We start from the raw sequence: 26,429 nt of genomic DNA, 5'->3' as shown, positions 1-26,429 counted from the left end.
CCTACGCTCGTGCCGTGTGGGAAGGCGTGTCGATGCCGTCATCGTCGGCGCCGGCCAGCAGGCTCAGCAGCCGGTGCAGGCCGTCCGGGTCGCCGTCGGTGTCCGTCGTGGTGGTGGCTGTGGCGGCGGGCAGCAGGATCATCACCACGTCGCTCGCCCCCGCCGGGCCGTCATCGTCCAGGCGGCGAGCAGCCAGGGCGTGCACCCGGTGGCCGGCCGACCGCAGGGTGTCCACGACCGCATCGGCCATCCCCCCGTTTCCGATGAACCCGACATCCATTCCCCGACTCCTCCGGTCCGATGGTCGGGAGCTTGGACGCAAGCATCGCGCCGCACAACACGACCATCGCGCAATTTTCACATCGCGGAAACCGGGCTAATCTTACCACTTCTTACCCGAGCCTAACACGTTCGGCTGATGTCTCGAGTGGCAAAAAGCCGCAGCCGGATGGAATCCGGAACACCGGCCCGTCCGGCGTCTCCACCCGCCGCGGTAGAATGGGTTCCGGAAGGCCATTCCCGCCGGTGGCACAGGCCATCGCGGCGGCCACATCGGGGCAGGAGGCCAGCCGCAGCAGGGTCAGGCGGGTGGCGAAGACCAGCCGGCGCCGGCCGGCCTCCTCCTCCGCCAGGGCTTGGGCCGGCGTGGCCCACAGCGCGGCGACCGCCTCACCGCCGTCGCACAGCGGCACCTGACCCTCCGGAGCCGGGGCGAGGAAGAACAGCGCGTCGAAGCGGCGCGGCAGCGTCTCCGGCGTCACCCAGCGGGCCAGCGCCGCCGGACGGTCGAGCGCCGGGGCGAGCCCGAGCCGCGCCAGCGCCAGCCCGAAGCCGACCCCGTCGGCCAGCGCCGCGCGCAGCGCCGCCACCCGGGCCGGGTCCGGCGGATCACGGGTCAGCAGCAGCCCGCATTCCTCGAAGGTTTCACGGACGGCGGCGACGCGGTGGGCCAAATCGGCGGGCGGTTCCGCGCCGGGCCAATGGGCACGCCAGCCCGGATCCTGGTCCGCCGGCTCCAGCCGGCCGCCGGGAAACACGGTGGCGCCGGGGGCGAAGCGCAGGCCGGCGTGCCGCTCGATCATCAGCAGTTCCAGCCCCTCCGCCCCGTCGCGCAGCAGGATCAGCGTGGCGGCGGGCTGGGGCGGAACCGGCGTGGCAAGGGGTGTTCCGGGGGTGGTGTCGGCCATGCCCCAGTGTCGCCGAGGGCGCGGCCGGCTGTCCATCGGCGGTGGAAGGAACCACTCTCACGATGCGGAATAAGGGCGGCGGCCCGGTTGACCGTCCGGCCCGACCCTCCCAGCATCCGGCCACCAACCAGCACCCATCACCGTATGCCAGGCCCGCCCCTCGACCCTGAGGGCCGGGCGGAGGAAGGCTGTCGCCATGCCGTTTCACCGCAGCACCAAGATCGTCGCGACCCTGGGTCCGGCCAGCTCGTCCGAAAGCCAGATCATCGCCCTGGCCGAAGCCGGCGTGAATGTCTTCCGCCTGAACGCCAGCCACGGCACCCAGCCGGAGCATGCGGAGCGCTACGCCCGCATCCGCGCCGCCGAAGAGCGGCTGGGCCGGCCGATCGGCGTGCTGCTCGACCTCCAGGGGCCGAAGCTGCGGGTCGGGACCTTCGGCGCCGGGCCGGTTGACCTCGCCATCGGCGAGCGCTTCCGCCTCGACCTCGACAGCGCTCCCGGCGACGGCCGCCGGGTCTGCCTGCCCCACGCCGAGGTGTTCGCCAGCCTGGAGCCGGGGCTCGACCTGCTGCTGAACGACGGCCGCATCCGGCTGCGCGTGCTGGACTGCGGCGCCGACTTCGCGGAGACCGAGGTGGTGGCCGGCGGCCGGCTGTCCGACCGCAAGGGCGTCAACGTCCCCGGCGCCGCCCTGGCGCTGAGCGCGCTGTCGGACAAGGACCGCAGCGACCTCGCCTTTGGGTTGGAACTGGGGGTGGACTGGATCGGCCTCAGCTTCGTCCAGCGGCCGGAGGACATCCTGGAGGCGCGCGCCCTGATCGGTGACCGCGCCCAGGTCATGACCAAGATCGAGAAGCCGGCCGCCCTGCCGACGCTGGACCGCATCATCGCGCTGTCGGACGCGGTGATGGTGGCGCGCGGCGACCTGGGCGTCGAGCTGCCGCCGGAGGATGTGCCGGGCCTGCAGAAGAAAATGATCCGGCTGAGCCGCGCCATGGGCAAGCCGGTGATCGTCGCCACCCAGATGCTGGAATCGATGGTGTCGGAGCCGACCCCGACCCGCGCCGAGGCGTCCGACGTTGCCAACGCCGTCTATGACGGGGCCGACGCGGTGATGCTGTCCGCCGAATCCGCCTCCGGCCGCTATCCGGTCGAGGCGGTGCAGATGATGGAGCGCATCGTCCGCCGGGTGGAGCGCGACCCGCTCTACCGCCGCATCATGGACGCCGACCACCCGCGGCCGGAGGCGACCGCCGCCGACGCCCTGACCGCCGCGGCGCGCCAGGTGGCGGAGACCATCAGCGCCGCCGCCATCGTCACCTACACCAGCACCGGATCGACCACGCTCCGCGCCTCGCGCGAGCGGCCGGCCGTGCCGATCCTCGGCCTCAGCGCCCGGCGCGAGACGGCGCGGCGGCTGTCGCTGGCCTGGGGCGTCCACGCGGTGCTGACCGACGACGTCGCGAACTTCTCGGAGATGGTCGGGCGGGCGCTGACCGCGGCGGCGGCGGCTGGGATCGGCCGGCCCGGCCAGTCGCTGGTGGTGACCGCCGGCGTTCCCTTCGGCACGCCGGGCAGCACCAACGCGCTGCGCGTGGTGACGATCGACGGTGACGATGCGGCCAAGGCGGAGGCGGTCCGGGAGGCGGTGACGGTGTGAGGGCTTGGAGGCGGGGGGACGGTTGCCCCCTCCCTAACCCTCCCCCTCTTCGAGGGAGAGGGGACTGCCGCCGTCCTTTGCTGAGCCCCTACAAGTGTCCTGCCCCCTCTCCCTCGGAAGAGGGGGAGGGATGGGGAGGGGGTCGTCAGCGACCACTCACTCCAAGAAGTCGCAGTGCTTCTCCACATGGGCGGCCAGCCCCATGGTGTGCTCGCGCACCAGGCGTTCGGCCAGATCGACGTCGCGGGCCTCCAGCGCCTTGATGATCGCCTTGTGGTCGTTGATCGAGCGTTCGGCACGATCCTCCTGACCGATGGTCAGCTTGCGGATCGCCCGCATGTGGATGAACAGGTTGTCGGTGACGTCCTGGATCAGCTTCGACCCGCTGAGCTGGATGATGCTCTTGTGGAAGGCGATGTTGGCGTCGGAATATTCGCTGACATGGTCCTTCGGGCTGCGCTGCTCGAAGCTGCCGAACAGATCCCACAGCTTGTGGATCTCCTCGGCCGGGGCGTGTTCGGCCGCCATGCGCGCCGCCATGCTCTCCAACGCCGCCCAGACCTGGATCATCTCGATGATCTCGGTCTTGGTCTTGCGCACCACGAAGATGCCGCGGCGCGGCTGCAGGCGGATGAAGCCTTCCTGCTCCAGCAGGGTCAGCGCCTCGCGGATCGGGGTGCGGCTGACGCCGAGCTTGTCGCTGAGCTGCCGCTCGTCCAGGCGGATCTCGCGGTCGTGGTCGTAGATGTCCATCTCCGTGATCGCCTGCTTCAGCGCGTGATAAACCTGACTGCGGAAGGTCGTTCCGGTGTCGAGGGGCTGGACGTTGAGCGCGGGAACGGTCATGGAGTCGATGTCCTTGTATCTCTCGCCGCTGCGCGACGCGGACGGGGCCAGGGCCCCGCACGGCGCGCGGCGCCACGCCGCCGGGGGGCGGGCGGCTTTTCGTATCTCACATACCAGATGCATGCAAGGCGGTGAATTGTCCAGGGGCTTGCCGCGGATTTCCCCTGTGGATTCAACCGTTGGGCGTTACCGCGGCCAGCAACGGCGCCAGCGCCGACGGATCGCGCATCGCCAGCCCCATCACCGCGACGCCCACCGCCCCGGCGGCGATGCAGGACGCCGCCGCTTCCGCCGTGTCGATGCCACCCAGCCCGAGCACCGGCACGCCGCCCCTGGCACCCCGCCGCAACCCCTCCGTGCCCAGACAGGGGCCATAACCCGGCTTGCTGGCCGAGGGGAAGATCGGCGACAGCGTGACGTAGTCCAGACCAGCCGGCGCGTCCGCTCCCGAGTCGCGCCCCACCCCATGGCGTGACTGCCCGACCAGGGCGCCGGCCCCCAGCAGGGCACGGGCGGCGGCCGGGTCGCCGTCGGCCGGCAGATGCACGCCATCCGCCCCGGCGGCGCGGACCAGCGCCGGATCGCCGTGCAGGGTGACGCAGGCGCCCCAGGGGCGGGCGCGGGCGACCAGCGCGCGGGCCAACTCCAGCCGCTCCGGCGCCGGCAAGTCCTTGTCGCGCAACGACAGCCAGCGCACGCCCACCGCGAAGAGACGGTCGGCCACGTCCGGCAGCGGGGCGGCGGCCAGACGGCGGTCGGTGATGACCAGCAGCGGCGGCAGCGGCAGAGGCATAGAACCAAAATCCTTCCCTGTTCTTTCCATCATCATGGCCGGACCTATGGCGTCCGGCCAGAGGGGCGCCGCGGTGTTTTCCACGATGCGGGAAGAATGGCGATCCTTCTGGACGGCGACGATTCGAATCTGAAGCGTCCAAATTGCTTCGTATTGACATAGTTTGTGAAACTGACGATCGTTGGGGCGGGCATGGGGCATTTGGCATGCCAGCGCGCCGCTCGGCGTTCGACGATCGCCCCATCCCACCGCCGTCCGGGCCGCGCAACAGGGCCAGCAAGCGCCGTCGACAAGACCGTGGCCCGGTCGTCCGAAAAAATCGGGGGATAGGGGGAGGAAGAGCAATGGTGGACGCGCGCTACACCGCCGACCGGGTCGCACCCTGGGGCGGACGCTGGATGCAACTGGTCATCGGCGTGGTCTGCATGTCGATGATCGCCAACCTGCAATATGGCTGGACCCTGTTCGTCGAGCCGATCGACGACAAGACGGGCTGGGGTCGCACCGCGATCCAGATCGCCTTCACCATCTTCATCGTCACCGAAACCTGGCTGGTCCCGGTCGAGGGCTGGTTCGTCGACCGCTTCGGGCCGCGCATCGTCGTGCTGGTCGGCGGCGCGCTGTGCGCCCTGTCCTGGGCGCTGAACGCGGTGGCCGACAGCCTGGTGCTGCTCTATCTGGCGGCGGTGATCGGCGGCATCGGTGCCGGCGGCGTCTATGGCACCTGCGTCGGCAACGCGCTGAAATGGTTCCCCGACCGCCGCGGCCTCGCCGCCGGGCTGACCGCCGCCGGCTTCGGCGCCGGCTCCGCCCTCACCGTCGTGCCGATCGCCACGATGATCGAGACCGCCGGGCACGAGACGACCTTCCTCACCTTCGGCCTCGGCCAGGGGCTGGTGATCCTGGTGCTGGCGTGGTTCCTGGCCGACGCGCCGAAGGGTGGGCACGGCGGCACCGCGGCGGACCGCCAGCGCCGCCATTACGCCCCGCAGGAGATGCTGCGCACCCCGGTCTTCTGGGTGATGTACGCCATGTTCGTGATGGTGGCGGCCGGCGGCCTGATGGCCACCGCCCAGCTCGGCCCGATCGCCACGGACTTCGGCCTGGTCGACGCGCCGGTCAGCATCCTGGGCCTGACCCTGCCGGCCCTGACCTTTGCCCTGTCGATCGACCGGGTGATGAACGGCATCACCCGCCCCTTCTTCGGCTGGGTGTCGGACCATATCGGGCGCGAGAACACCATGTTCATCGCCTTCACCATCGAGGCGGTCGGCGTGATGGCGCTCAGCGCCTACGGCAGCGACCCGCTGGCCTTCGTGGTGCTGACCGGCATCGTCTTCTTCGCCTGGGGCGAGATCTACAGCCTGTTCCCGGCCTGCTGCGGCGACACCTTCGGCTCGCGCTTCGCCGCCACCAACGCCGGCCTGCTCTACACCGCCAAGGGCACCGCGGCGCTGCTGGTGCCGCTGGGCAACCTGATGGTCGAGGCGACGGGAAGCTGGCAGACCGTCTTCTACAGCGTCGCCATCGTCAACGCGCTGGCCGCCTTCCTCGCCCTGTTCGTGCTGAAGCCGATGCGGGCGCGCTACGTCGCCGCCGCGGCGGGCGGCGAGGCAACGCGCCTGACGACGCGGCTGGCGGATTGACGGCGGCGGCGCGCTCCCATGAGCGCGGTGAAGCCTGCGTGGCGTTTGAACGCAATACGGCAGGCCAAGTCATTGGCCTGCCGGTATGACCCTCCCCCCTCTACAGCTTCACCCGGCGCAGGATCAGCGCCAGCGGCACCGCGGAGGCGGAGATCAGCATGAGGGTGAAGAACACGTCGATGTAGGACCAGTAGGCGGTCTGCAACTGCACCTGCTGGCCGACATAGGCGAAGGCACGCTGCTGCGCCGCCGCCATGCCGCCGCCGGCCGCGGCGAAATGCTGGGTCGCCTGATCGATCAGCCGCTGGTAGGCCGGGCTGGAGGGGACGACATGCTCCGCCAGCCGGCTGTGGTGGAACTGCTCGCGGAAGGCCAACACGTTCTGCGCAATCGACACGCCGATCGAGCCGCCGACGTTGCGCGCCACGTTGATCAGGGCGGAGGCCTGGTCGGTCCGGTCGCGCGGAATGCCGTAATAGGACGCCGTGGTGATCGGGATGAAGATCAGCGGCAGGCCGATGCCGATGTAGATGCGCGACCAGGCGAAGAACCAGAAGGTGGAATCGGCGTAGAGCCGCGTCAGGTCCCACATCGCCAGCGCGACGATGGACGCCCCGGTGGCGATCAGGTATTTCGGCTGCACCCGGCTGGACAGCCGGCCGACGATCAGCATCATCACCATCGTCACCATGCCGCCCGGCGACAGCGCCAGACCGGCCCAGGTGGCGGTGTAGCCGTAATATTGCTGAAGCAGCTCCGGCAGGAACTGGGTGGTGGCGATCAGGATGGCGCCGGTCGCCATCATCACGACGAAGCAGGAGCCGAACTGCCGCGTCGCCACCATGCGCAGGTCGAGGATCGGGTTCTCGCGCGTCAGCTCCCACGGGATCATCAGGCAGAAGGCCAGCGCGCAGATCACCGTGACCAGGATGATGAAGCGGGAGCCGAACCAATCGTCGGTCTGGCCGCGGTCGAGGATCACCTCCAGCGAGCCCAGGAAGGTGGCGACCAGCAGGAAACCAACGAGGTCGAGCCGGATGCCCCGGCGCTTCAGCCGCTGGCGCTCCTCGATCGCCGCCTTGGGCTCCTGCACCAGAAAACTGACCAGCGTGAAGGCCAGCACGCCGACCGGCCCGTTGATCAGGAAGCACCAGTGCCAGGAAAAATTGTCGGACAGGTAGCCGCCCAGCGTCGGGCCGACCACCGGCGCCACCACCACGGCGATGCCGAAGATGGCGAAGGCCTGCCCGCGCTTGTTCGGCGGAAAGCTGTCGGCCAGGATCGACTGCGAGACCGGCACCATCCCGCCGCCGGCAAAGCCCTGCAGCACGCGGAAGAACAACAGCGACTGCAGGTTCCAGGCGAAGCCGCAAGCCAGCGAGCTGGCGGTGAACAGCCCGAGGCAGCCGAGATAGAAGCGCTTGCGGCCATAGCGCTTGGCGATGAAGCTGCTGGCGGTCAGCACGATGGCGTTGGCGACGAGGTAGGAGGTCACCACCCACGACGCCTCGTCGGCGCTGACCGCCAGCGTGCCGGAGATGTAGCGCAGCGCCACGTTGGCGATGGTGGTGTCCAGCACCTCCATGAAGGTGGCGATCGACACCACCACCGCGATCAGCCACGGGTTGCGACCGCCAGCGGCGCTCTGGGCCGGATCGAAGCTGCCGGCACCATCCGCCGTCCCCGCCGCCGCGCTCATCGCACCGTCACCGTCGGCACCACCGACATGCCGGGGCCGATGGTCACGTCCTGCGGCCATTGGTCGACGGTGATCTTCACCGGAATGCGCTGCACCACCTTCACGTAGTTGCCGGTCGCGTTCTCGGCCGGCAGCAGCGAGAAAGCGGTGCCGGAGCCCGGCTGCACGCTGTCGATCCGGCCGGTGATTTTGTGGCGGGGATAGGCGTCGATGCGGATGTCGACCGGCTGGCCCGGCCGCATGTCGGTGATCTGGGTTTCCTTGAAGTTGGCGGTGACCCAGGTGTCGTCGGGAACGAAGATGGCGAGGCTCTGGCCGGCCTGGGCGTACTGGCCGACCGCCCCGGTCAGCTGCGCCACCCGGCCGGGCTGGGCGGCGGTGACGGTGGTGTAGGACAGGTTGAGCTGCGCCTGGGCCAACTGCGCCTTGGCCCGCGCCAGATCGGCGGTCGCGCTGGTCCGCTGGGCCTGGAGCGCGCCGACCTGCCGTTCGGCGGCGATGACCGCGGCGTTGGCGCTGGTCAGCTTGGCCTGCTGCTCCTGCAGGTTGGCGGTCGATTGCTGCGCCTGCTGCACCGTGCCGGCGCCGCGGGACTGCAGGTCGCGGTAGCGGGCGGCATCCTCCTTGGCGAAGGTGACGGCGGCCTGCGCCTGGGTGACCTCGGCCTGGGCCTGGTCGATCTGGGCGCGCTGGGCGGCGATCTGCGCGTCGATGCCGGTGATGGCGGCCTCGGCCGAATCGATCTGCGCCTGCGCCTGCGCCTCGGCCGTCCGGTAATCGCGCGGGTCAATACGGAACAGCACGTCGCCGGCCTGGACATGCTGGTTGTCGCCGACCGCCACCTCCGTCACATAGCCGGCGATCTTCGGCGCAACCGAGAACTGCCGCGAATCGATGAAGGCGTCATCGGTCGACTCATAGGGATGGATGTTGCGCAGCCAATAGACATAGCCGGCCACCGCCAGCAACGCGATCACCACCAGCCCGACGATGATCGCCAGCGGGTGGCGCCGCAGGAATCCGGGCTTTTTCGCAGCCGGCGCCCCGGTCCGGTCCGCGCCCGGGTCGGGGCGCCGGATCTCGCTGCGCCCGGCATCCTGGCCGGTTTCCTCCGCCGGGGGGACGGCGACCTCCCCACGTTGCTGGTCGTCGGGCATGGTGTGGCGCTCCTGACCGATAAAGCCGGGCGACGAGGGAGGCCCGGTCGTTGTCGTGCGGAAGCGGACCGCCGCTCCCCAGCGCGAAACACCGCAAACCCCCGTTGCGTTGCACCATGACGGCAGAAACTTGCCCCATGCGTCCGCAACGCAGCCATTCCGGCGGGAGGCACGGGCTCTCGAACCGGAACGCCCGTCGGGCGAAACCTGTTGCTGGAAACGGTTCGTTAGCGTCATCGGTGAAGCGTCAGGAGGCACGGCTCCAAGCGCGGGAGCCGGCGGCGCCGACAAAAGCCGCGGCGACATCCGCACAAGGGGGCCGGGCTTGTCCTGATCGGCAAGGCGGCGCGCGACGACACCAGCCCAACGGGGCGGTGGTGGCGAGCGGATTTTAAAGGGGTTTTTGAGGCTGGCTGAGCAAGGTGGCGGAGGGGATGGGATTCGAACCCACGATACGGTTTAACCCGTATGACGGTTTAGCAAACCGTTGCCTTCAGCCACTCGGCCACCCCTCCAGCCAGGTGCGGTGTCCCGTGGGGCACCGCTGGCGTGGGGAGCGTTCTAGCCGGCCAGCCACACCCTGTCAACGCTTACCAAACCGGAATCCCGCTTTTCCCGATAAAGACGAAAGAGGGACAAATCTGTATAAAATTTTAGGTACTTTTTATGATTTAGCGGTTACCCTATGGCCATGAGCAACAAAAAGTCCGGGTGACGCCCAGCGCCGTTCAACCCGACCCTGTCGCCGTGGAGGATGCCATGACCCTGTCACGCCGTTGCGCCGAAACGCTGATCGACCTCGTCGAGATCAAGCTGAGCTGCCTTGAGATCACCGACCGCGAGGACCAGCGCGAGAAGGAGCTGCTCCAGCGCTGCGTCCAGGAGCTGCACGCCGAACTGCGCGGGGAAAACGGTGCGCTGGCGGCCTTCGCCGCGCCGAAGCGCCGCGGCCGGCGGCCGAAACACCTCCAGCTCCACGAACTCCATGTCGCCTGACAGCCACGCCTGACCGCCACGCCTGAAAGCGGCGCCTGAAGCGGCCGGCCGATCAGGTCAGGGCGGCCTCGGTCGCCGGCACCGGCGGCAAGGCCGGCGCCTCGCGCGGCAGGTGGATGGTGAAGCGGGTGCCCTGCCCCGGCCAGGACTGCACCGTCACGGTGCCGCCCAGCGGGCCGGTGACGGTGTTGAAGACGATGTGCAGGCCGAGGCCGGAGCCGCCCTGCCCGCGCTTGGTGGTGAAGAAGGGGTCGAACACCTTCGACAGATGCTCCGGCGCGATGCCGGCGCCGTCGTCGATGAAGTCGAGTCGGACCCGGTCGGCGCCGTCGGGCTGCGCGGTGATGCGGATGGTGCCGGCCGTCGTCTCGCCCCGCGGTCCGCCATCCTCATAGGCGTGGACCACCGCGTTGATCACCAGATTGGTCAGCACCTGCCCCAGCGCGCCGGGAAAGCTGTCCATCGTCAGCTCGTCGTCGCACTCCACCGCCACCGTCAGGCCGGTGCGCTTCAGCCGCGGGCGCAGCGAGAACAGCAGTTCGCGGATGTAGCTGCCCAGTTCGAACACCCGGCGGTCGCCGGACGACTGGTCGACCGCCACCTGCTTGAAGCTCTGCACCAGCGAGGCCGCGCGGTCGATGTTGGCCATCAGCAGCCGGCTGCTTTCGCTCAGGCCATCGAGGAACTCCAGGAAGTCGGACTTGCGCAGCGTGTTGCCGGTGAAGCGGTCGCGCAGCATCTGCGCCTGTTCGCCAATGTGGCTGGCCGCGGTCAGGCCGATGCCGATCGGCGTGTTGATCTCGTGCGCCACGCCGGCGACCAGTTGGCCGAGCGAGGCCATGGTTTCGGCCTGGATCAGGCTTTCCTGCGCGGCCCGCAGGTCGGCCAGCGCCCGCTCCGCCTCCTCCCGCGCCTCGACCATGGCCGATTCGGCGGCCTTGCGGTCGGTGATGTCGTAGAGCCAGGTCAGCAGCGCCGACTCGCCGTCCAACTCCACCATGTTCCACGACGACAGCACCCAGACGATGCCGCCATCCGGCTTGCGGAAGCGGATCTCCGCGTTGCGGAACGGCCCTTCGCGGTCGAATCGGGCGATCAGCGCGTCACGGTCGGACGGGTCGGCGTAGAGATCCGCCACCGGCGTGCGCATCAACTCGGTCCGGTCGCGCCCCATCAGGCGGACCGACTGGGCGTTGCAGAACAGCCAGCGGCCGTCGCGGGTGGTCACGTTCACCGCGATCGGCGCGGCTTCCATGATCTTCAGCAGGCGTTCCTCGCTGGCGCGCAGACGCTCCTCCTGCCGGCGCGCGTCGGTGATGTCGGTCATGATGCCGGCGTAGCGCATCGCCCGGCCGGTCGCGGCGTCGCGGAAGGCGCGGCCCTTGGCGGCGATCCAGACCCAGCCGCCGCCCTCGTGGCGCAACCGGTAGGAATAGGCGTAGCTGGCGGTTTCCCCGGCGAGGTGGGAGGCGATGTGGGCCAGCACCCGCTCGCGGTCGGCGGGGTGGAGCCGCCGTTCCCAGAAATCCGGCGGCATCGGCGGCTGTTCGCGATAGCCCAGCATGCGGGGAAAGGTGTCGGACCACCAGCAGGTCCGCGCCACCAGATCGGCGTCCCACACCGCGGCCCCGGTCGCCTCCAGCGCCATCTCCAGCCGGTCGCCAATGCTGGGGCCGGGCAGTTCCGGCAGGAACGGCACGGCGGCGGGGGCGGCGGGGGCGGCAAAGGCGGGTGTGGCAAAAGCCCGGCGGCGGGCCAGCCGGCGCCCGGCAAGCACCCCCAGCAGTCCGCCGACCACCAAGGCGACGCCCCCCGCCGCCAGCGCCGCCATCACCGGTTCCGCCGCCATGGCACCTCCCCTTTCCAAGACTGTGGCGACGGAAATCCGGAAAATTCAACCCCGGCTTTGTCGGCACGACAGGGGGCACCAAAGAAGAAAGCCTCTTCCGGCGGGAAGAGGCTTTCTTTCGTAGTGCACGGCGATTGTTGCCTCACCAGGAGGCGGGAAACGCCTCAGCCCTTCAGCTTGGCCGTCAGGATCTCGTTGACCAGGGCCGGGTTGGCCTTGCCCTGCGTCGCCTTCATCACCTGGCCGACGAAGAAGCCGAACAGCTTGTCCTTGCCGCTGCGGAACTCCGCCACCTTGTCGGCGTTGGCGGCCATCACCGCGTCGATGGCGCCCTCGATGGCGCCGGTGTCGGTGACCTGGCGCAGGCCCTTCTTCTCGACGATGTCGGCGGCCTTCTCACCGGTTTCGAACATCGCCTCGAACACCTCCTTGGCGATGCGGCCGGAGATGGTGTTGTCGGCGATCAGGTCGATCAGGCCGCCCAGATTCTCGGCCGAGACCGGGCTGTCCTCGATCTCCTTGCCGGCCTTGTTCAGGTAGCCGAACAGCTCGCCGGTGACCCAGTTGGACGCCAGCTTCGGATCGCGGCCGCGGGCGACCGTCTCGAAGTATTCGGCCTTGGCGCGTTCCGACACCAGCACGCCGGCGTCATAGACCGACAGCTTGTAGTCGTCGATGAAGCGCGCCTTCTTGTCGTCCGGCAACTCCGGCAGGGTCTGCTTGATCGCCTCGACCCAATCGGCGTCGAGTTCGAGCGGCAGCAGGTCGGGGTCGGGGAAGTAGCGGTAGTCGTGCGCCTCCTCCTTCGACCGCATCGAGCGGGTCTCGAACTTCGTCGTGTCCCACAGGCGGGTTTCCTGGCGGATCGTGCCGCCCTCCTCGATCACCTCGATCTGGCGGCGCGCCTCATACTCGATGGCGGCCATGACGAAGCGGATCGAGTTGACGTTCTTGATCTCGCAGCGGGTGCCGAACGCGTCGCCCGGCTTGCGCACCGACACGTTGACGTCGCAGCGCATGGAGCCTTCCTCCATGTTGCCGTCGCAGGTGCCGAGGTAGCGCAGGATCGACCGCAGCTTGCGCAGATAGGCGCCGGCCTCTTCCGAGGTGCGCATGTCGGGTTCCGACACGATCTCCATCAGCGCCACGCCCGACCGGTTCAGGTCGATGTAGGTCTTGGACGGGTGCTGGTCGTGCAGCGACTTGCCCGCGTCCTGCTCCAGGTGTAGGCGGGTGATGCCGACGGTACGGCTGGTGCCGTCCGGCAGGTCGAGCACGATCTCGCCCTTGCCGACGATCGGCTGCAGGAACTGGCTGATCTGGTAGCCCTGCGGCAGATCGGCGTAGAAGTAGTTCTTGCGGTCGAAGACCGAGTTCAGGTTGATCTGCGCCTTCAGGCCCAGGCCGGTGCGCACCGCCTGTTCGATGCAGGTCTCGTTGATGACGGGCAGCATGCCGGGGAACGCGGCGTCGACGAAGCTGACCTGGCTGTTCGGCGCGGCCCCGAATTCGGTGGCGGAGCCGGAGAACAGCTTCGCGTTCGAAATCACCTGGGCATGGACCTCAAGCCCGATCACCACTTCCCAATCGCCCGTTTCACCCTGGATGTACGACATCGTTCCGCTCTTCGACGTTCTCGCGCGGGACCGGCCGGGCGTCACCCCCGAGGTGAGCGCCGGCCATATCCTTGGAATCCCATTTCTTCTAGCGCCCTTTGCGCCCGCGCGCACGCTTTATCGCGCCGCACCGCCGCTACCCCCATTTCGCACAGGCCGGAGGACGTCGGCGTTAACCGTCGGGCAAGCTTTGACCGCCACGCTGGGTGGTGCGAGCGGGGAGGTCACGATGACGGTTCGGGCGCTGGTTCAGAAGGTGGGGTTCGGGGTCGGGCTGGGTGCGCTGCTGATGGCAGGCGCGCTGGTCGGTGCCGGCTCCAGCCAGGGCCACACCGCCGATCCGCTGTCGACCGCCGGGGCGGCCCCGGGGGCGACCCCAGGGGCGACCGGCGTCGCCGTCAACCCCGCCCCGACCGCCGCGGTTTCGCCCGCCGAATTTCCCGACGCGGTCGTGGCGCGCAGCGACCAGGGCGACGTCACCGTGCTGCGCCTGGACGGCATCATCACGCCGGGGACGGAGCGCCGCTTTCTCGACGCCCTGCACGACCTGCCGACCCGCCGCGCCGTGGTGGTGGAACTGTCCAGCCCCGGCGGCTTCACCTCCGCCGGCTACCGGATGATCGACGCCATCCTGGCCGAACGCCAGGCCGGCCGCCCGGTCGCCACCAAGGTGGGGGACGGCGAGTCCTGCGAGAGCATGTGCGTCGGCCTCTATCTGGCCGGCTACCCGCGCTACGCCGCGCCGGGCGCGGAGTTCATGGTGCACGCCCCGCGCATGGCCGAAAGCGGCCGGATGACGATGCGGTCGACCCAGACCATGGTGCAGCGGCTGGTGTCGCTCGGCGCCTCCCCGGCCTGGATCCAGCGGGTGACCGCGGCCGGCGGCTTCTCCGGCAGCCTCGACTACCGCGAGACCGCCGACCGGCTGACCGCCGACGGCGCCAACATCGTCACCGAACTGCTGCACTGATCGTCCTGCCGGATCAGCCGGCGGCGACCGCCTCCGGCGCCAGCCCGACGATCCGTTCGTAGACCTCCGAATCGGTCGCCCCCTCGGTGCCGAACACCAGCACCCGGGCGTCGGGTGCCAGCCCCAGCGCCAGCCGGAATTCCTCGTGCGCGGCGGCGCAGAGCAGCCCGGCCAGACCGGCCACCCCCGACTCGCCGGCGATGATCGGCCGGCCGCCGTGCCGGCCCTCCGCCAGCTTGCGCATGGTGGTGACGGCGCCCTCGTCGGGAATGGTCAGGAAATCGTCGGCGCCGCGCTCCAGGATCGCCCAGGCCAGCAACGACACCTCGCCGCAGGCCAGCCCGGCCATCACGGTATCGAGATCACCGTCGGAGCGCGTCGGCCGGCCGGCGACGGCGCTCTGGTACAGGCAGTCGGCGTTGTGCGGCTCCACCACAACGAAACGCGGGCGCTGCCGCCCCCAGCTTTCCCACAGGTGGCCGCAGACCGCGGCGGGCAGCGCGCCGACGCCGCCCTGGACGAAGACGTGGGTCGGCCGCTCGCTGGCCGGAAGCTGGGAAATCGCCTCCTCCACCATCACGCTGTAGCCCTGCATCACGTCGCGCGGCACATCCATGTAGCCGGTGTAGGAGGTGTCGGACACGATGAGCCAGCCGGCCGCCGCGGCGTCGGCGGCGGCCCGACGCACCGCGTCGTCGTACGACCCGTCGACGACCACCAGCCGGGCGCCGTACGCCTCGATGGCGGCGCGCCGCCCGGCGGAGCAGGCGGCCGGCACGTACACCACGCAGGCGCAGCCGAACACCTGGGCGCCCCAGGCGACGGACCGACCATGGTTGCCGTCGGTCGCCGTCGCCACCGTCATGCCGCGCGTGATGCTGGCGTAGCGGCCGACGACGAGGTCCAGCGCCGTCACCGGCACGCCGGGCACCCGCGCCGTCACCTCGCGCGCCAGCAGGCGCAGCACGGCGTAGGCGCCGCCGAGCGCCTTGAAGCTGCCCAGCGCGAAGCGGGTGCTTTCGTCCTTGTACCAGAGGCGGTCGATCCCCGCCTCGCGCGCCAGGCCGGGCAGCGAGCGCAGCGGGGTCGGCGCGTAGCCGGGCCAGGCGCCGATCTCCGCCATCGCCTCCTCGAAGGCGGCGCGGCTGAGGATCGCGCGCTCGGAGGGGCCGTAGGCGCGCTCATGGTCGGCGCGCGGGTTCGAAAACAACCGGGGCAGGCAGGGGGATGGGGACTGGAGCGGGGATTGGGGCATGGCTGCGCTCTCCGGGCCGGAGCCATGGCGCGCTGCCGCCCATAGCCGCGCTCAAGATGACCAGAAGCCATCGGGGCACGTCAAGCCGGGTGCGGCCGCCGCGGCTGCTACCGGCCGCGGCTGCTACCGTATAAAGCAGCCGCAAGGATCGCGGCCGGCCGGCACGTCGGGGATCAGCGCTTCCACTCGCGGCTGGACTTGATGAAGTCGGTCAGCGTGACGCCGATCTTGTCGTCGATGATCGCCACCTCGCCGCGCGCCACCAGCACGCCTTCGACATAGACGTCGGTCGGGTCCTTCAGGTGGCGGTCGAGTTCCACCACGGCGCCGCGGCCGAGCTTCAGCAGGTCGCGGACGCGGAGCATGGCGGTGCCGATGACGACCTTGATCTCCACCGGGGCGTCGCCGATGGCGAAGGACGACGCGTCGCCGTCATTGGGATCGGGCGCGCCGAGCAGGTCGTCGATGTTGGCCATGGCTGTCCATGCTTCCGCGCCGGGTCTGGCGCACTCCTGAACGAATGGGTGACACTACACCTCCCAAGATGGCCGGGCAACGGCACCGCTGAGCCGGCCTTGCGACAAGATTGGGCTTTTCCCGCACCGGCGCTTCGCCCACACTGGTCCCCCGCCCGCCACCGCGGGCGCCCGCCGACCGCCGGCGCTGTCGTTGCGATTCAGCAATGACCGATGCACGGCAACGGCGCCGACCAACGGGAAACGGGCTCACGCAGATGACCGACACCACCATCCCCCCGCTTGTGGACGCCGCCTGGCTCAAGAACCGCCTGGGCAACGCCACCATCGTCGTGCTCGACGTGCGAACCCCGCCGACTGGCGGCTTCATTCCGGGTGCGGTTCATTCCGACTACGCAACAGCCGGCTGGCGCACTGTGGTCGGCGGCGGGGCCGGGATGCTGCCGGACAGCGCGGCGCTGGAGGCGCTGATCGGCGGCCTGGGCATTTCCAACGGCGACCATGTTGTCCTGGTGGCGGCCGGCGCCAACGCCTCGGACATGGGCAACGCCACCCGGGTCTACTGGACCTTCAAGACGCTGGGCCATGACGCGGTGTCGGTGCTGGACGGCGGTTTCGCCGCCTGGGTCGCGGCGGGCGGCACGGTGAAGCCGCTGCCGGCGGACCGCAAGCCGGTCGCCTTCCACGCCCACCCGCGCAACGACCTGCGCGCCACCCTGGCCGAGGTCGAGGCGGCGGTGGCGGCCGGCACCACCCCGCTGCACGACGCCCGCTCGGCCGAGCAGTTCGCCGGCACGGCCAAGAGCCCGCAGGCCCGCGCCGCCGGCACCATCCCCGGCGCCGTCAACCTCGACATCGCCACCCTCTATTCGGGCGCCGAGCACCGTTTCGCCGCCCCCGACGCGGTGAAGGCGCTGGCCGATCAGGCCGGCCTGCCGCTGAAGGACCAGCCGATCACCTTCTGCAACACCGGCCACCTCGCGTCGGTGTCGTGGTTCGCGCTGAGCGAGATCGCCGGCGTGCCGGGCGTGCGGCTCTATGATGGGTCGATGTCGGAATGGAGCGCCGATCCGGACCGGCCGCTGCAGAGCGCGGAATGATCAGGGGCGGTTGATTCTTGGGGGGTGGCGGGCTCGTTTGGCAAGATTGACACGGATTTCACGGATTTAGACACGGATTTCACGGATATCTTTTCAGCAAAGCTGCAGGTCTTTCGGCGAACAGCGCCAAAGCGAGGCAAATAAAAATCCGTTTAATCCGTGTATAAATCCGTGGCATCCGTGTAAAAATTGTCCAGCAAAGCTACACCTGCCCGAAGTTCCCGTCTCATCTTCAAGCCTTCGCCCGGCGACGGCGCAAGCGGCCGAGGTCGCTGCGCCTCACCAGCCCCAGGACGACCGCCGCCGCCGCGTAGGCCAGCAGCCCGACGGCGCCCAGCACCAGCAGCCCGCCCAGCCGCTCCACCACGCCGGCGGCGCCCAGCCAGGGCGCCAGCCGCCCGGTCGCCAGCCACAGCGCCCCGGCCATGGCGGCGGCGGCCAGCGCCATGCGCGGCAGGTTGCGCCGCAGCCGGGCGTCGGCGGCGAACAGGCCGCGCCGGTGCAGCAGCCACGCCAGCAGCCCGGCGTTGACCCAGGCGCCGACGGAGGTGGCGACCGCCAGCCCGACCTGCGCCAGCGGCCCCATCAGCAGCAGCTTCAGCGCCACGTTGATGCCCACCGCGGCCAGCGCCACCCGCACCGGCGTCGTGGTGTCGTGGCGGGCGTAGAAGCCGTTGACCAGACTGCGGATGACCACGAAGGCCGGCAGCCCCAGCGCGTAGGCCTGCAGGGTCGTGGCGGAGGCCGCGGCGTCGGACGGGCCGAAGGCACCGCGCTGGAACAGCACCGACAGGATCGGCGTGCCGGCAACCAGGAAGGCGACCGCCGCCGGCAGGGTCAGCACCAGCGACAGCTCGATGGCGCGGTTCTGGCTGTCGACCGCCCCGGCCTCGTCCCCGCCCTTGATGCGCCTGGACATTTCCGGAAGCAGAACGGTCCCGACGGCGATGCCGATCACCCCCAGCGGCAACTGGTTCAGCCGGTCGGCGTAATAGAGGTAGGACACCGCCCCGGTCGGCAGGGCCGAGGCGATCAGGGTGTCGGCGAACAGGCTGATCTGCGTCAGCCCCGACCCCAGCGCCGCCGGCCCCAGCACCGCCAGGAAGCGCTTCACGTCGGCCGACAGCCGCGGCCGCACCAGCCGCAGGCTCATGTCCGCCCGCCGCGCGTCCCAGGCGAGATAGACATACTGCGCGACGCCCGACGCCAGCACGCCCCAGGACAGCGCGTGGCCGGCGCTGGGCATCAGCGGCGTGCCGACCACCAGCGCCGCGATCAGGCACAGGTTCATCAGGATCGGCGCCGCCGCCGCCGCGCCGAAGCGGCTCATGCTGTTCAGCACCCCGCCATAGAGCGACACCAGCGAGATCAGCAGCAGGTACGGAAAGGTGATGCTGGTGAACAGCACCGCCAGCCGGAACTTCTCCGGCTCGTCGGCGAAGCCGGGGGCGAAGACCGTCATGAACTGCGGCATGAAGGCCAGCACCGCCAGCAGCAGCACCAGCTGCGCCATCACCAGCAGCGTCATCACCTCGTCGGCGAAGCGCCGGGCGGCGGCGGCGCCGTCCTGCACCAGCTTGGCCGAGAACAGCGGCACGAAGGCCGAGTTGAAGGCGCCCTCGGCGAACAGGGCGCGGAAGTGGTTGGGCAGGCGGAAGGCGACGAAGAAGGCGTCGGCGATCGGCCCGGCGCCCAGCAGCGCCGCGGTCAGCACGTCGCGCAGGAAGCCCAGCACCCGGCTGGCCAGCGTCAGGCCGCCGACGGACAGGATATGACGGAACACGATGGCAGGGTCGCTCTTGTGGTGCGGGAAAAGCCCGGCGGCATCCTAGCGGGGCGGCGGCGTTCGTCATAGGATCGCGGCCCGCGTTCGTCCAGACTCCTTAAATGCCAGCTCCCATCGGACAAAGGCCCGCCATGACGCAGCACGCCCTCCCCCTGACCTACCTGGAAGCCGGCGAGGCCAACGGCGGCACGCCGCTGCTGGTCCTGCACGGCCTGTTCGGGTCGGCCCGAAACTGGCAGACGCTGGCCCGCCGCTTCGCCGAGTCGCGGCGGGTCTACGCGCTCGACCTGCGCAACCATGGCGGCGCGCCGTGGGACGACGGCATGAGCTATCCGGAGATGGCCGACGACGTGCTGCGCTTCCTCGACGACCGCGGTTTCGCGCGGGCGACGGTGGTCGGCCATTCGATGGGCGGCAAGACCGCCATGGCGCTGGCGCTGGCCCATCCGGAGCGGGTGGAGCGGCTGGTGGTGGTCGACATCGCCCCGGTCGCCTACACCCACACCCACGCTCCCTTCGTCGCGGCGATGAAGGCGGCCCGGCTGGACGGCTGCACCCGCCGGCCGGAGGTCGAGGCGCAACTGGTCGAGGCCGTGCCGGAGGCGCCGCTGCGCTCCTTCCTGATGCAGAACCTGGTGATGGAGAACGGCGTCTTCTCGTGGCGCATCAATCTCGACGCCATCGGCGCCGGGATGGCCGGACTGATCGGCTTCCCCGATTTCGGCGACGCCCGGTATGAAGGCCCCACCCTGTTCATCGGCGGCGGCGCGTCGGACTACATCCAGCCGCAACACCACGCGGCGATCCGCCACCACTTCCCCAAGGCCGACATCCGCATGATCGAGGGCGCCGGCCACTGGCTGCACGCCGAGCGGCCGGACGAATTCGCCGCCCTGATCGAGGGTTTTGCCTGATTTTTCGACCCGGAACCGCCACATCGGGCGGGTTGTAAGCCGAACCAGATATTGCATCGCCCCGATGTCGGGGCTATCAAGCCTCCGCGCCCCAAAACGCGGCCCGCGACGACAACGCGGCTGCCTTTCCTCGAAGGATCGACCCACCATGAGCGTCATCACCGAGATTCACGCCCGCGAGATTCTGGACAGCCGCGGCAACCCGACCGTGGAAGTCGACGTCGCCCTGGACAGCGGCGCCTTCGGCCGCGCCGCCGTGCCGTCGGGCGCCTCCACCGGCGCCCACGAGGCGGTCGAGCTGCGCGACGGCGACAAGGCCCGCTTCGGCGGCAAGGGTGTGCTGAAGGCGGTCGAGGCCGTCAATGGTGAGATCTACGACGCCCTCGCCGGCCTGGAGGCCGCCGACCAGCGCGCCATCGACCTCGCCATGATCGATCTGGACGGCACCGAGAACAAGGGCCGCCTGGGCGCGAACGCCATCCTGGGCGTGTCGCTGGCGGTGGCGCGCGCCGCCGCCGAAGACGCCGGCCTGCCGCTGTACCGCTATGTCGGCGGCGCCTTCGCCTCGCTGCTGCCGGTGCCGATGATGAACATCATCAACGGCGGCGCCCACGCCGACAACCCGATCGACATCCAGGAGTTCATGATCATGCCGGTCGGCGCCGAAACCGGCGCCGAGGCGATCCGCATGGGCTCCGAGATCTTCCAGTCGCTCAAGAAGAAGCTGAAGGACGCCGGCCACAACACCAACGTCGGCGACGAGGGCGGCTTCGCCCCCAACCTGGGCTCGACCGACGACGCGCTCGGCTTCGTCATGAAGGCGATCGAGGCCGCCGGCTACAAGCCGGGCGACGACGTCATGCTGGCGATCGACGCCGCCTCCACCGAGTTCTTCAAGAACGGCAAGTACGAGCTGGCCGGCGAAGGCAAGTCGCTGAGCCCCGAGCAGATGGTCGCCTACTGGACCGACCTGGTCGGCCGCTACCCGATCATCTCGGTCGAGGACGGCATGGCCGAGGACGATTGGGAGGGCTGGAAGGCGCTGACCGACGCCATCGGCTCCAAGGTGCAGCTGGTCGGCGACGACCTGTTCGTCACCAACCCCAAGCGCCTGTCCCAGGGCATCCAGAAGGGCATCGCCAACTCGATCCTGGTGAAGGTCAACCAGATCGGCACGCTGTCGGAGACGCTGGAAGCGGTCGACATGGCGCACAAGGCCGGCTACACCGCCGTTCTGTCGCACCGCTCGGGCGAGACCGAGGACAGCACGATCGCCGACCTGGCGGTCGCCACCAACTGCGGCCAGATCAAGACCGGCTCGCTGAGCCGTTCGGACCGCCTCGCCAAGTACAACCAGCTGATCCGCATCGAGGAACAGCTCGGCGTCGCCGCCCGCTTCGCCGGCCGTGGAATCCTGAAGGCCTGATCCCATGCGACGCCTTGCCCCAATTCCCCTCTCCCGCCCCCGGAGAGACGGTCCGGGCAAGGCGGATGCCTGGGTGGACTTTCATGGACAGCGGCGGACGGTCGCTGTCGCTGGCGACCCCCGCCGTGTTCCCCCTCTCCTCGATTCTCTCCCCGGGGGGAGGGGGAAACCCCCTGCGACATAGTGTCTTGTACGGCCTGCGGCCGTCGGATCTTGTTGCGGTGCACTCACGTTTAGCCTACGATTAATATACTAATATATCTACGGTTACCCGCGCGGCGCAGAACGCCAGCGCACGGCGGACGGCGCACCTCTTCCACCGCCCTGTCGGACCGTTCAAACGGGCCGCTCGATCGACCCGGTCAACCGGAGTGTCCAAACTATGCGTGCCAATGGTGAAGTCAGCGGCAGCGGCCCGAACGCCGTGGTCGAGAACGTAACCTTCGACGAGATCAGCATCGGCCAGACGGCCAGCCTGTCGCGCCAGCTGACCCTGATGGATGTGGAGCTGTTCGCCACCGTCTCGGGCAACGTCAACCCGGCTCATCTCGATGCGAAATTCGCGGCTGACAGCCGCTTCCAGCGGGTGATCGGCCCCGGCATGTGGTCCGGCTCGCTGATCTCCGGCGTGCTGGGCAGCTACCTGCCGGGCGCCGGGTCGCTCTACGCCGGCCAGAGCCTGCAGTTCCGCCGCCCGGTCGGGCTGGGCGACATCGTCACCGCCACGGTCACCGTCACCGAAAAGCGCCCGGCCAAGAACATCGTCGTCTTCGACTGCATCTGCACCAACCAGGACGGCGAAGTGGTCGTCACCGGCACCGCCGAGGTGGTCGCCCCGACGCAGAAGGTCTGCCGCCCGGCCCATGAGCTGCCGCAGATCCAGATGATCCGCCACGACAAGCACGACGCCCTGCTCGCCAAGTGCGACGAGCTGCCGCCGGTCGTCACCGCCGTCGCCTATCCCTGCGACGCCAGCTCGCTGCAGGGCGCCGTGGAGGCGGCCGAGGCCGGGCTGATCGAGCCGATCCTGGTCGGTCCGGAAACCGCCATCCGTCAGGTCGCCGCCGCCAACGGCCTGGACATCACGCGCTACCGCATCGTCGACGCCGCCCACAGCCGCGCGGCCGCCGCCGCCGCCGTGGCGCTGGCCCGCACCGGCGAGGCCGAAGCGGTGATGAAGGGCAGCCTGCACACCGACGAGCTGATGGGCGAGGTGGTGAAGAAGGAGACCGGCCTGCGCACCTCCAGCCGCATCAGCCACGTCTTCCTGATGAATGTGCCGACCTACTCCAAGACGCTGCTGATCACCGACGCGGCGATCAACATCTACCCGACGCTGGAAGACAAGGTCCACATCGTCCAGAACGCCATCGGCCTCGCCAAGGTGCTGGGCGTCGCCACCCCGCGCGTCGCCATCCTGTCGGCGGTCGAGACGATCAACCCGAAGATCAACACCACGCTGGAAGCCGCCGCCCTGTGCAAGATGGCCGACCGCGGCCAGATCACCGGCGGCATCCTGGACGGCCCGCTGGCCTTCGACAACGCCATCTCCGCCGAGGCGGCCCGCACCAAGGGCATCACCTCGCCGGTCGCCGGCCAGCCCGACATCCTGCTCGCCCCCGACCTGGAAGCCGGCAACATGCTGGTCAAGCAGCTGTCCTTCCTGGCGAACGCCGACCTCGCCGGCATCGTGCTGGGCGCCAAGGTGCCGGTCATCCTCACCAGCCGCGCCGACAATGTGCGGGCCCGCCTCGCCTCCTGCGCGGTCGCCTCGCTGGTCGCCGCTTCGCAACGCCGGCCGCCGCTCGCGCTCGCCGCCGAATAGGACGTCTTTCCATGTCCAATCTGTCCCACACCGGCCAGGCCGCGTACCTGGTCATCAACGCCGGCTCCTCCAGCCTGAAGTTCTCCGTGTTCCAGGGCGGCGCCAAAGCCGACCTGGAGGCGGTGATCAACGGCCAGATCTCCGGCATCGGCACCGCGCCGCGCTTCCAGGCGAAGGACGCCTCCCGCCATGTGCTGGCCGACCATGGCTGGGCCGAGGGCGAGAACCCGGACCGCGCCACCCTGCTCAGCCACCTGATCGACTGGCTCGACGGGCATCTGAAGGGGGCCACCCTGGTGGCCGCCGGCCATCGCGTCGTCCATGGCGGCACCCGCTTCGCCGCCCCGGTGCTGGTGACGCCGGAGGTTCTGGCCGGGCTGGAAACGCTGATCCCGCTGGCTCCCCTGCACGAGCCGCACAACATCGCCGCCATCCGCGCCCTGGCCGAGGTCTATCCCTCGCTGCCGCAGGTCGCCTGCTTCGACACCGCCTTCCACCAGAGCCAGCCCTGGCAGTCGCAGACCTTCGCCATCCCGCGCGAGCTGACGGCGGAGGGCGTGCGCCGCTACGGCTTCCACGGCCTGAGCTACGAGTACATCGCCCATCGCCTGCCCCAGGTCGCCCCGGAGCTGGCCGACGGGCATGTCGTGGTCTGCCATCTGGGCAGCGGGGCCAGCCTGTGCGCCATGCGCGGCGGGCACAGCGTCGACACCACCATGGGCTTCACCGCGCTGGACGGCGTGCCGATGGGCACCCGGCCGGGCACGATCGATCCCGGCGTGCTGATCTACCTGATGCGCGAAAAGGGCTACGGCGCGGACGATCTGGAGAAGCTGCTCTACCACAAGTCGGGCATGCTGGGCGTGTCGGGCATCTCCAACGACATGCGCGACCTGGAGAACTCCGACCAGCCGGCGGCGGCGGAAGCCGTGGAGCTGTTCTGCCACAACGTGGCGAAGCAGGTCGCAGCGCTGGCCGGCTCGATGGGCGGGCTGGACGCGGTGGTCTTCACCGCCGGCGTCGGCGAGAACTCCACGCTGGTCCGCGCGCGGGTGGCCGAGAAGCTGGCCTGGCTCGGCGTCGCGGTCGACCCAGCGGCCAACCGGGCCAAGGCGACCCGCATCTCCACCACCGAGAGCCGGGTGCCGGTCTTCATCATCCCGACCGACGAAGAGCGCATGATCGCCAGCCACACGCTCAACCTCGTGTCGGCCGTTTCCCTGAACCGGGCGGCCTGACCGGCCTCCCCACATCCTGGTGACGGGCATTATGGAACACGCGTCCGCAAGCCCGACCACCGCCCAGCCTGCCAACACCGCCCGGTGCGAAAACGTGCCGGGCGGCATCCTGTCGATGCTGGTGGCGATGGTCCTGATGACGGTCATGAACGCCCTGGCGAAGGCGCTGGCCGAACGCTACCCGCTGATCGAGGTCACCTTCTTCCGCAACCTGTTCGCCCTGCTGCCGGCGGTCGCCATGGTCGCCTTGGCGGGCGGGCGGCAGTGCCTGCACACCGAACACCGGATGGGCCACCTGTGGCGCGCCATCGTCGGCCTGGTGTCGATGATGCTGCTGTTCTGGTCCTATCACCTGATGCCGCTGGCCAACGCGGTGTCGATCTCCTATTCCGCCCCGCTGTTCATGACCGCGCTGTCGGTGCCGCTGCTGGGCGAGCGGGTCGGCCCCTACCGCTGGGGCGCCGTGGCCGTCGGGTTCGTCGGGGTGCTGACCATGGTCCAGCCCGGCCGCGACATGATCGACCGCGGCTCGCTGGTCGCGCTGACCGCGGCGGTGTGCTACGCCCTGGCGATGATCGCCATGCGGCAACTGGGCCGCACCGAAAAGCCGGTGACCACCGTCTTCTACTTCACCGTCATCTCCACCGGCCTCAGCGCGCTCGCCCTGCCCTTCGGCTGGACGACGCCCGACGCACCGGCCCTGGGGCTGATGCTGCTGATGGGGCTGGCCGGCGGCGGCGCCCAGTATTTCAGCACCCGCGCCTACGCGCTTGCCCCCGCGGTGGTGGTCGGCCCGTTCAGCTACGCCAGCCTGATCTGGGCGACGCTGCTCGGCTGGCTGGTCTGGGGCGACATACCCACGGCGCACGTGCTGCTCGGCGCCGGCATCGTCATCGCCAGCGGCCTGCTGATCCTGTTCCGCGAGACCCGGCGGGCCGCCCAGGCGCCGTCGCCCCTCGCGGCCCCGATCCGTCCGGTTCTGACCGGCGAATCCGTGACCGGCGGCCATTGACCCGCGCCGCCGGACCGGCCGCCGCCTGCGGCATTTTGGCAGAATCATCGCCATAGCAGCGACCACCCTTGCGTCTTGAACTGATATATTAATATACTTTGCTCCGAAAGGACGTGCATCATGACCGCGACCAATGTCCTCAGCATCGGCGACCGCGCCGGCCTCGGCCGGCTGACGTCGACTCTGATGGGACGGGCGCCCGCAAAGGCGAGTCACCCGGTCTGTGCCATCATCGGCGGTGCCCATGTCGCGTCCAGGTTGGATCTGCTGGGCAAGCTGGTGTCGCGCGTCGACACGCTGGCGCTGGGCGGCGGCGTGGCGAACACCTTTCTCGCGGCCCGGGGGGTCGACCTTGGTGCGTCGCTGTGCGACCACGACATGATCGACCGTGCCCGTTCCATCATGGACCGGGCGCGGGCCTGCGGTTGCGAGATTCTGCTGCCGGTCGACGTCGTCGTGGCGACGGAATGCCGGCTGGGGGCGGAGGACCGCAAGATCTCGGTCAACGCCATCGGGCCGGAGGACATGGTGCTCGACATCGGTCCGGCGTCGGTGGCGCTGCTGATGCACTGCGTCGAGCTGGCCAGCACGGTCATCTGGAACGGCCCGCTCGGCGTGTTCGAGATCGCGCCCTTCGACGCCGGCACCAACGCGCTCGCCTGGCACATCGCCCGGCGCACGCGGGACGGCGCCCTGCTGTCGGCGGCCGGTGGTGGCGACACCCTCGCCGCCCTGGCGTCGACCGGGGTCGAGGACCGCTTCTCCCATGTCGCCGCCACCGGCGAGGTTTGCCTGGAGTGGCTGGCCGACCAGGGACTGACCGGCGGCGCCGCGCTGCACCGGGTGCCGGCCTGAAGCCGGCAGTCCCGGCCGCGGCGATCCCGGGAAAAACACCCATCCGGCGGGTCGAATCCCGCCGCTCAACGGTTGAAACAGGTCTCCATCCGCGGGACCATAACGGAATGACTGGAGCTTAAA

At 69.7% G+C, this 26,429-nt stretch carries 22 protein-coding genes and 1 tRNA gene; 11 read left to right on the top strand and 12 right to left on the bottom strand.

Annotation, left to right across the window (positions count from 1 at the left end; all coding sequences use genetic code 11):
• Position 1 precedes the first annotated feature (1 nt).
• On the bottom strand, positions 2-250 hold the full coding sequence (locus tag TSO352_RS26835) for a hypothetical protein (RefSeq protein WP_146210799.1): 249 nt from the start codon (positions 248-250) through the stop codon (positions 2-4).
• A 142-nt stretch (positions 251-392) separates the two neighbouring features.
• Positions 393-1,187, bottom strand: coding sequence for an NUDIX domain-containing protein (locus tag TSO352_RS26830; RefSeq protein WP_158284634.1), 795 nt, complete (start codon positions 1,185-1,187; stop codon positions 393-395).
• Between the two features lie 196 nt (positions 1,188-1,383).
• Between TSO352_RS26830 and pyk the strand changes: the two genes are divergently transcribed.
• The gene (gene pyk / locus TSO352_RS26825) at positions 1,384-2,847 is read left to right on the top strand and encodes a pyruvate kinase (RefSeq protein WP_109110142.1); all 1,464 of its coding nucleotides are present in this window, start codon (positions 1,384-1,386) and stop codon (positions 2,845-2,847) included.
• 156 nt (positions 2,848-3,003) lie between these two features.
• On the opposite strand, the gene TSO352_RS26820 is transcribed toward pyk, so the two are convergent.
• Positions 3,004-3,693, bottom strand: coding sequence for a GntR family transcriptional regulator (locus TSO352_RS26820; protein WP_109110141.1), 690 nt, complete (start codon positions 3,691-3,693; stop codon positions 3,004-3,006).
• A 172-nt stretch (positions 3,694-3,865) separates the two neighbouring features.
• Entirely contained in the window at positions 3,866-4,486 is a 621-nt protein-coding gene (locus TSO352_RS26815) for a thiamine phosphate synthase (RefSeq protein ID WP_199231730.1), read from the bottom strand.
• A gap of 344 nt (positions 4,487-4,830) precedes the next feature.
• Between TSO352_RS26815 and oxlT the strand changes: the two genes are divergently transcribed.
• A complete protein-coding gene (gene oxlT / locus TSO352_RS26810) occupies positions 4,831-6,132 on the top strand; it encodes an oxalate/formate MFS antiporter (RefSeq protein WP_109110140.1) in 1,302 nt (433 codons plus the stop codon).
• Positions 6,133-6,232: 100 nt separating this feature from the next.
• Here oxlT and TSO352_RS26805 read toward each other — a convergent pair whose 3' ends face one another.
• The 3 genes from TSO352_RS26805 to TSO352_RS26795 form a co-directional block, all read right to left on the bottom strand.
• Positions 6,233-7,831, bottom strand: a complete 1,599-nt coding sequence (locus TSO352_RS26805) for a DHA2 family efflux MFS transporter permease subunit (protein WP_109110139.1) — start codon at positions 7,829-7,831, stop codon at positions 6,233-6,235.
• The gene (locus tag TSO352_RS26800) at positions 7,828-8,988 is read right to left on the bottom strand and encodes an HlyD family secretion protein (RefSeq protein ID WP_109110138.1); all 1,161 of its coding nucleotides are present in this window, start codon (positions 8,986-8,988) and stop codon (positions 7,828-7,830) included. Before TSO352_RS26800 ends, TSO352_RS26805 begins: the two co-directional genes overlap by 4 nt.
• 423 nt (positions 8,989-9,411) lie before the next feature.
• Positions 9,412-9,503 (bottom strand) — tRNA-Ser (locus TSO352_RS26795).
• Between the two features lie 244 nt (positions 9,504-9,747).
• On the opposite strand from TSO352_RS26795, the gene TSO352_RS26790 reads away from it, so the two are divergent.
• Positions 9,748-9,984 carry a hypothetical protein gene (locus TSO352_RS26790; protein ID WP_109110137.1) on the top strand — a complete coding sequence of 79 codons (237 nt, stop codon included), beginning with the start codon at positions 9,748-9,750 and terminating at the stop codon, positions 9,982-9,984.
• A 52-nt stretch (positions 9,985-10,036) separates the two neighbouring features.
• On the opposite strand, the gene TSO352_RS26785 is transcribed toward TSO352_RS26790, so the two are convergent.
• Entirely contained in the window at positions 10,037-11,833 is a 1,797-nt protein-coding gene (locus TSO352_RS26785) for an ATP-binding protein (protein ID WP_109110136.1), read from the bottom strand.
• Positions 11,834-11,997: 164 nt separating this feature from the next.
• The gene (gene gatB / locus TSO352_RS26780) at positions 11,998-13,449 is read right to left on the bottom strand and encodes an Asp-tRNA(Asn)/Glu-tRNA(Gln) amidotransferase subunit GatB (protein ID WP_109110135.1); all 1,452 of its coding nucleotides are present in this window, start codon (positions 13,447-13,449) and stop codon (positions 11,998-12,000) included.
• A 229-nt stretch (positions 13,450-13,678) separates the two neighbouring features.
• On the opposite strand from gatB, the gene TSO352_RS26775 reads away from it, so the two are divergent.
• On the top strand, positions 13,679-14,419 hold the full coding sequence (locus TSO352_RS26775; RefSeq protein WP_109110134.1) for an ATP-dependent Clp protease proteolytic subunit: 741 nt from the start codon (positions 13,679-13,681) through the stop codon (positions 14,417-14,419).
• A 13-nt stretch (positions 14,420-14,432) separates the two neighbouring features.
• On the opposite strand, the gene TSO352_RS26770 is transcribed toward TSO352_RS26775, so the two are convergent.
• Together TSO352_RS26770 and fliN are read right to left on the bottom strand one after the other, a co-directional pair.
• Positions 14,433-15,674 (bottom strand): diaminopropionate ammonia-lyase, encoded by a 1,242-nt coding sequence (locus TSO352_RS26770; RefSeq protein ID WP_109110133.1) that lies wholly within the window; start codon positions 15,672-15,674, stop codon positions 14,433-14,435.
• Between the two features lie 173 nt (positions 15,675-15,847).
• The gene (gene fliN / locus TSO352_RS26765) at positions 15,848-16,150 is read right to left on the bottom strand and encodes a flagellar motor switch protein FliN (protein ID WP_014188019.1); all 303 of its coding nucleotides are present in this window, start codon (positions 16,148-16,150) and stop codon (positions 15,848-15,850) included.
• A 257-nt stretch (positions 16,151-16,407) separates the two neighbouring features.
• Between fliN and TSO352_RS26760 the strand changes: the two genes are divergently transcribed.
• On the top strand, positions 16,408-17,250 hold the full coding sequence (locus tag TSO352_RS26760) for a sulfurtransferase (protein ID WP_109110132.1): 843 nt from the start codon (positions 16,408-16,410) through the stop codon (positions 17,248-17,250).
• Between the two features lie 232 nt (positions 17,251-17,482).
• Here the strand turns inward: TSO352_RS26760 and murJ are convergent, their stop codons facing one another.
• On the bottom strand, positions 17,483-19,033 hold the full coding sequence (murJ, locus tag TSO352_RS26755; RefSeq protein WP_109110131.1) for a murein biosynthesis integral membrane protein MurJ: 1,551 nt from the start codon (positions 19,031-19,033) through the stop codon (positions 17,483-17,485).
• A 134-nt stretch (positions 19,034-19,167) separates the two neighbouring features.
• On the opposite strand from murJ, the gene TSO352_RS26750 reads away from it, so the two are divergent.
• From TSO352_RS26750 to pgk, 6 genes are all read left to right on the top strand, one after another.
• Entirely contained in the window at positions 19,168-19,950 is a 783-nt protein-coding gene (locus TSO352_RS26750) for an alpha/beta fold hydrolase (protein ID WP_109110130.1), read from the top strand.
• Between the two features lie 148 nt (positions 19,951-20,098).
• Entirely contained in the window at positions 20,099-21,376 is a 1,278-nt protein-coding gene (gene eno / locus TSO352_RS26745; RefSeq protein ID WP_109110129.1) for a phosphopyruvate hydratase, read from the top strand.
• 382 nt (positions 21,377-21,758) lie between these two features.
• Entirely contained in the window at positions 21,759-23,201 is a 1,443-nt protein-coding gene (locus tag TSO352_RS26740; RefSeq protein WP_109110128.1) for a bifunctional enoyl-CoA hydratase/phosphate acetyltransferase, read from the top strand.
• An 11-nt stretch (positions 23,202-23,212) separates the two neighbouring features.
• Positions 23,213-24,439 (top strand): acetate/propionate family kinase, encoded by a 1,227-nt coding sequence (locus tag TSO352_RS26735; protein ID WP_109110127.1) that lies wholly within the window; start codon positions 23,213-23,215, stop codon positions 24,437-24,439.
• A 31-nt stretch (positions 24,440-24,470) separates the two neighbouring features.
• Positions 24,471-25,451 carry a DMT family transporter gene (locus TSO352_RS26730; RefSeq protein ID WP_109110126.1) on the top strand — a complete coding sequence of 327 codons (981 nt, stop codon included), beginning with the start codon at positions 24,471-24,473 and terminating at the stop codon, positions 25,449-25,451.
• A gap of 120 nt (positions 25,452-25,571) precedes the next feature.
• Positions 25,572-26,306, top strand: a complete 735-nt coding sequence (pgk, locus tag TSO352_RS26725) for a phosphoglycerate kinase (RefSeq protein ID WP_109110125.1) — start codon at positions 25,572-25,574, stop codon at positions 26,304-26,306.
• Positions 26,307-26,429 lie beyond the last annotated feature (123 nt).

The organism is Azospirillum sp. TSO35-2 (assembly GCF_003116095.1).
Taxonomy (GTDB): domain Bacteria; phylum Pseudomonadota; class Alphaproteobacteria; order Azospirillales; family Azospirillaceae; genus Azospirillum.
The sequence above is the reverse complement of the archived record's forward strand: the minus strand, read 5'-3'. Positions and strand labels throughout refer to the sequence as shown.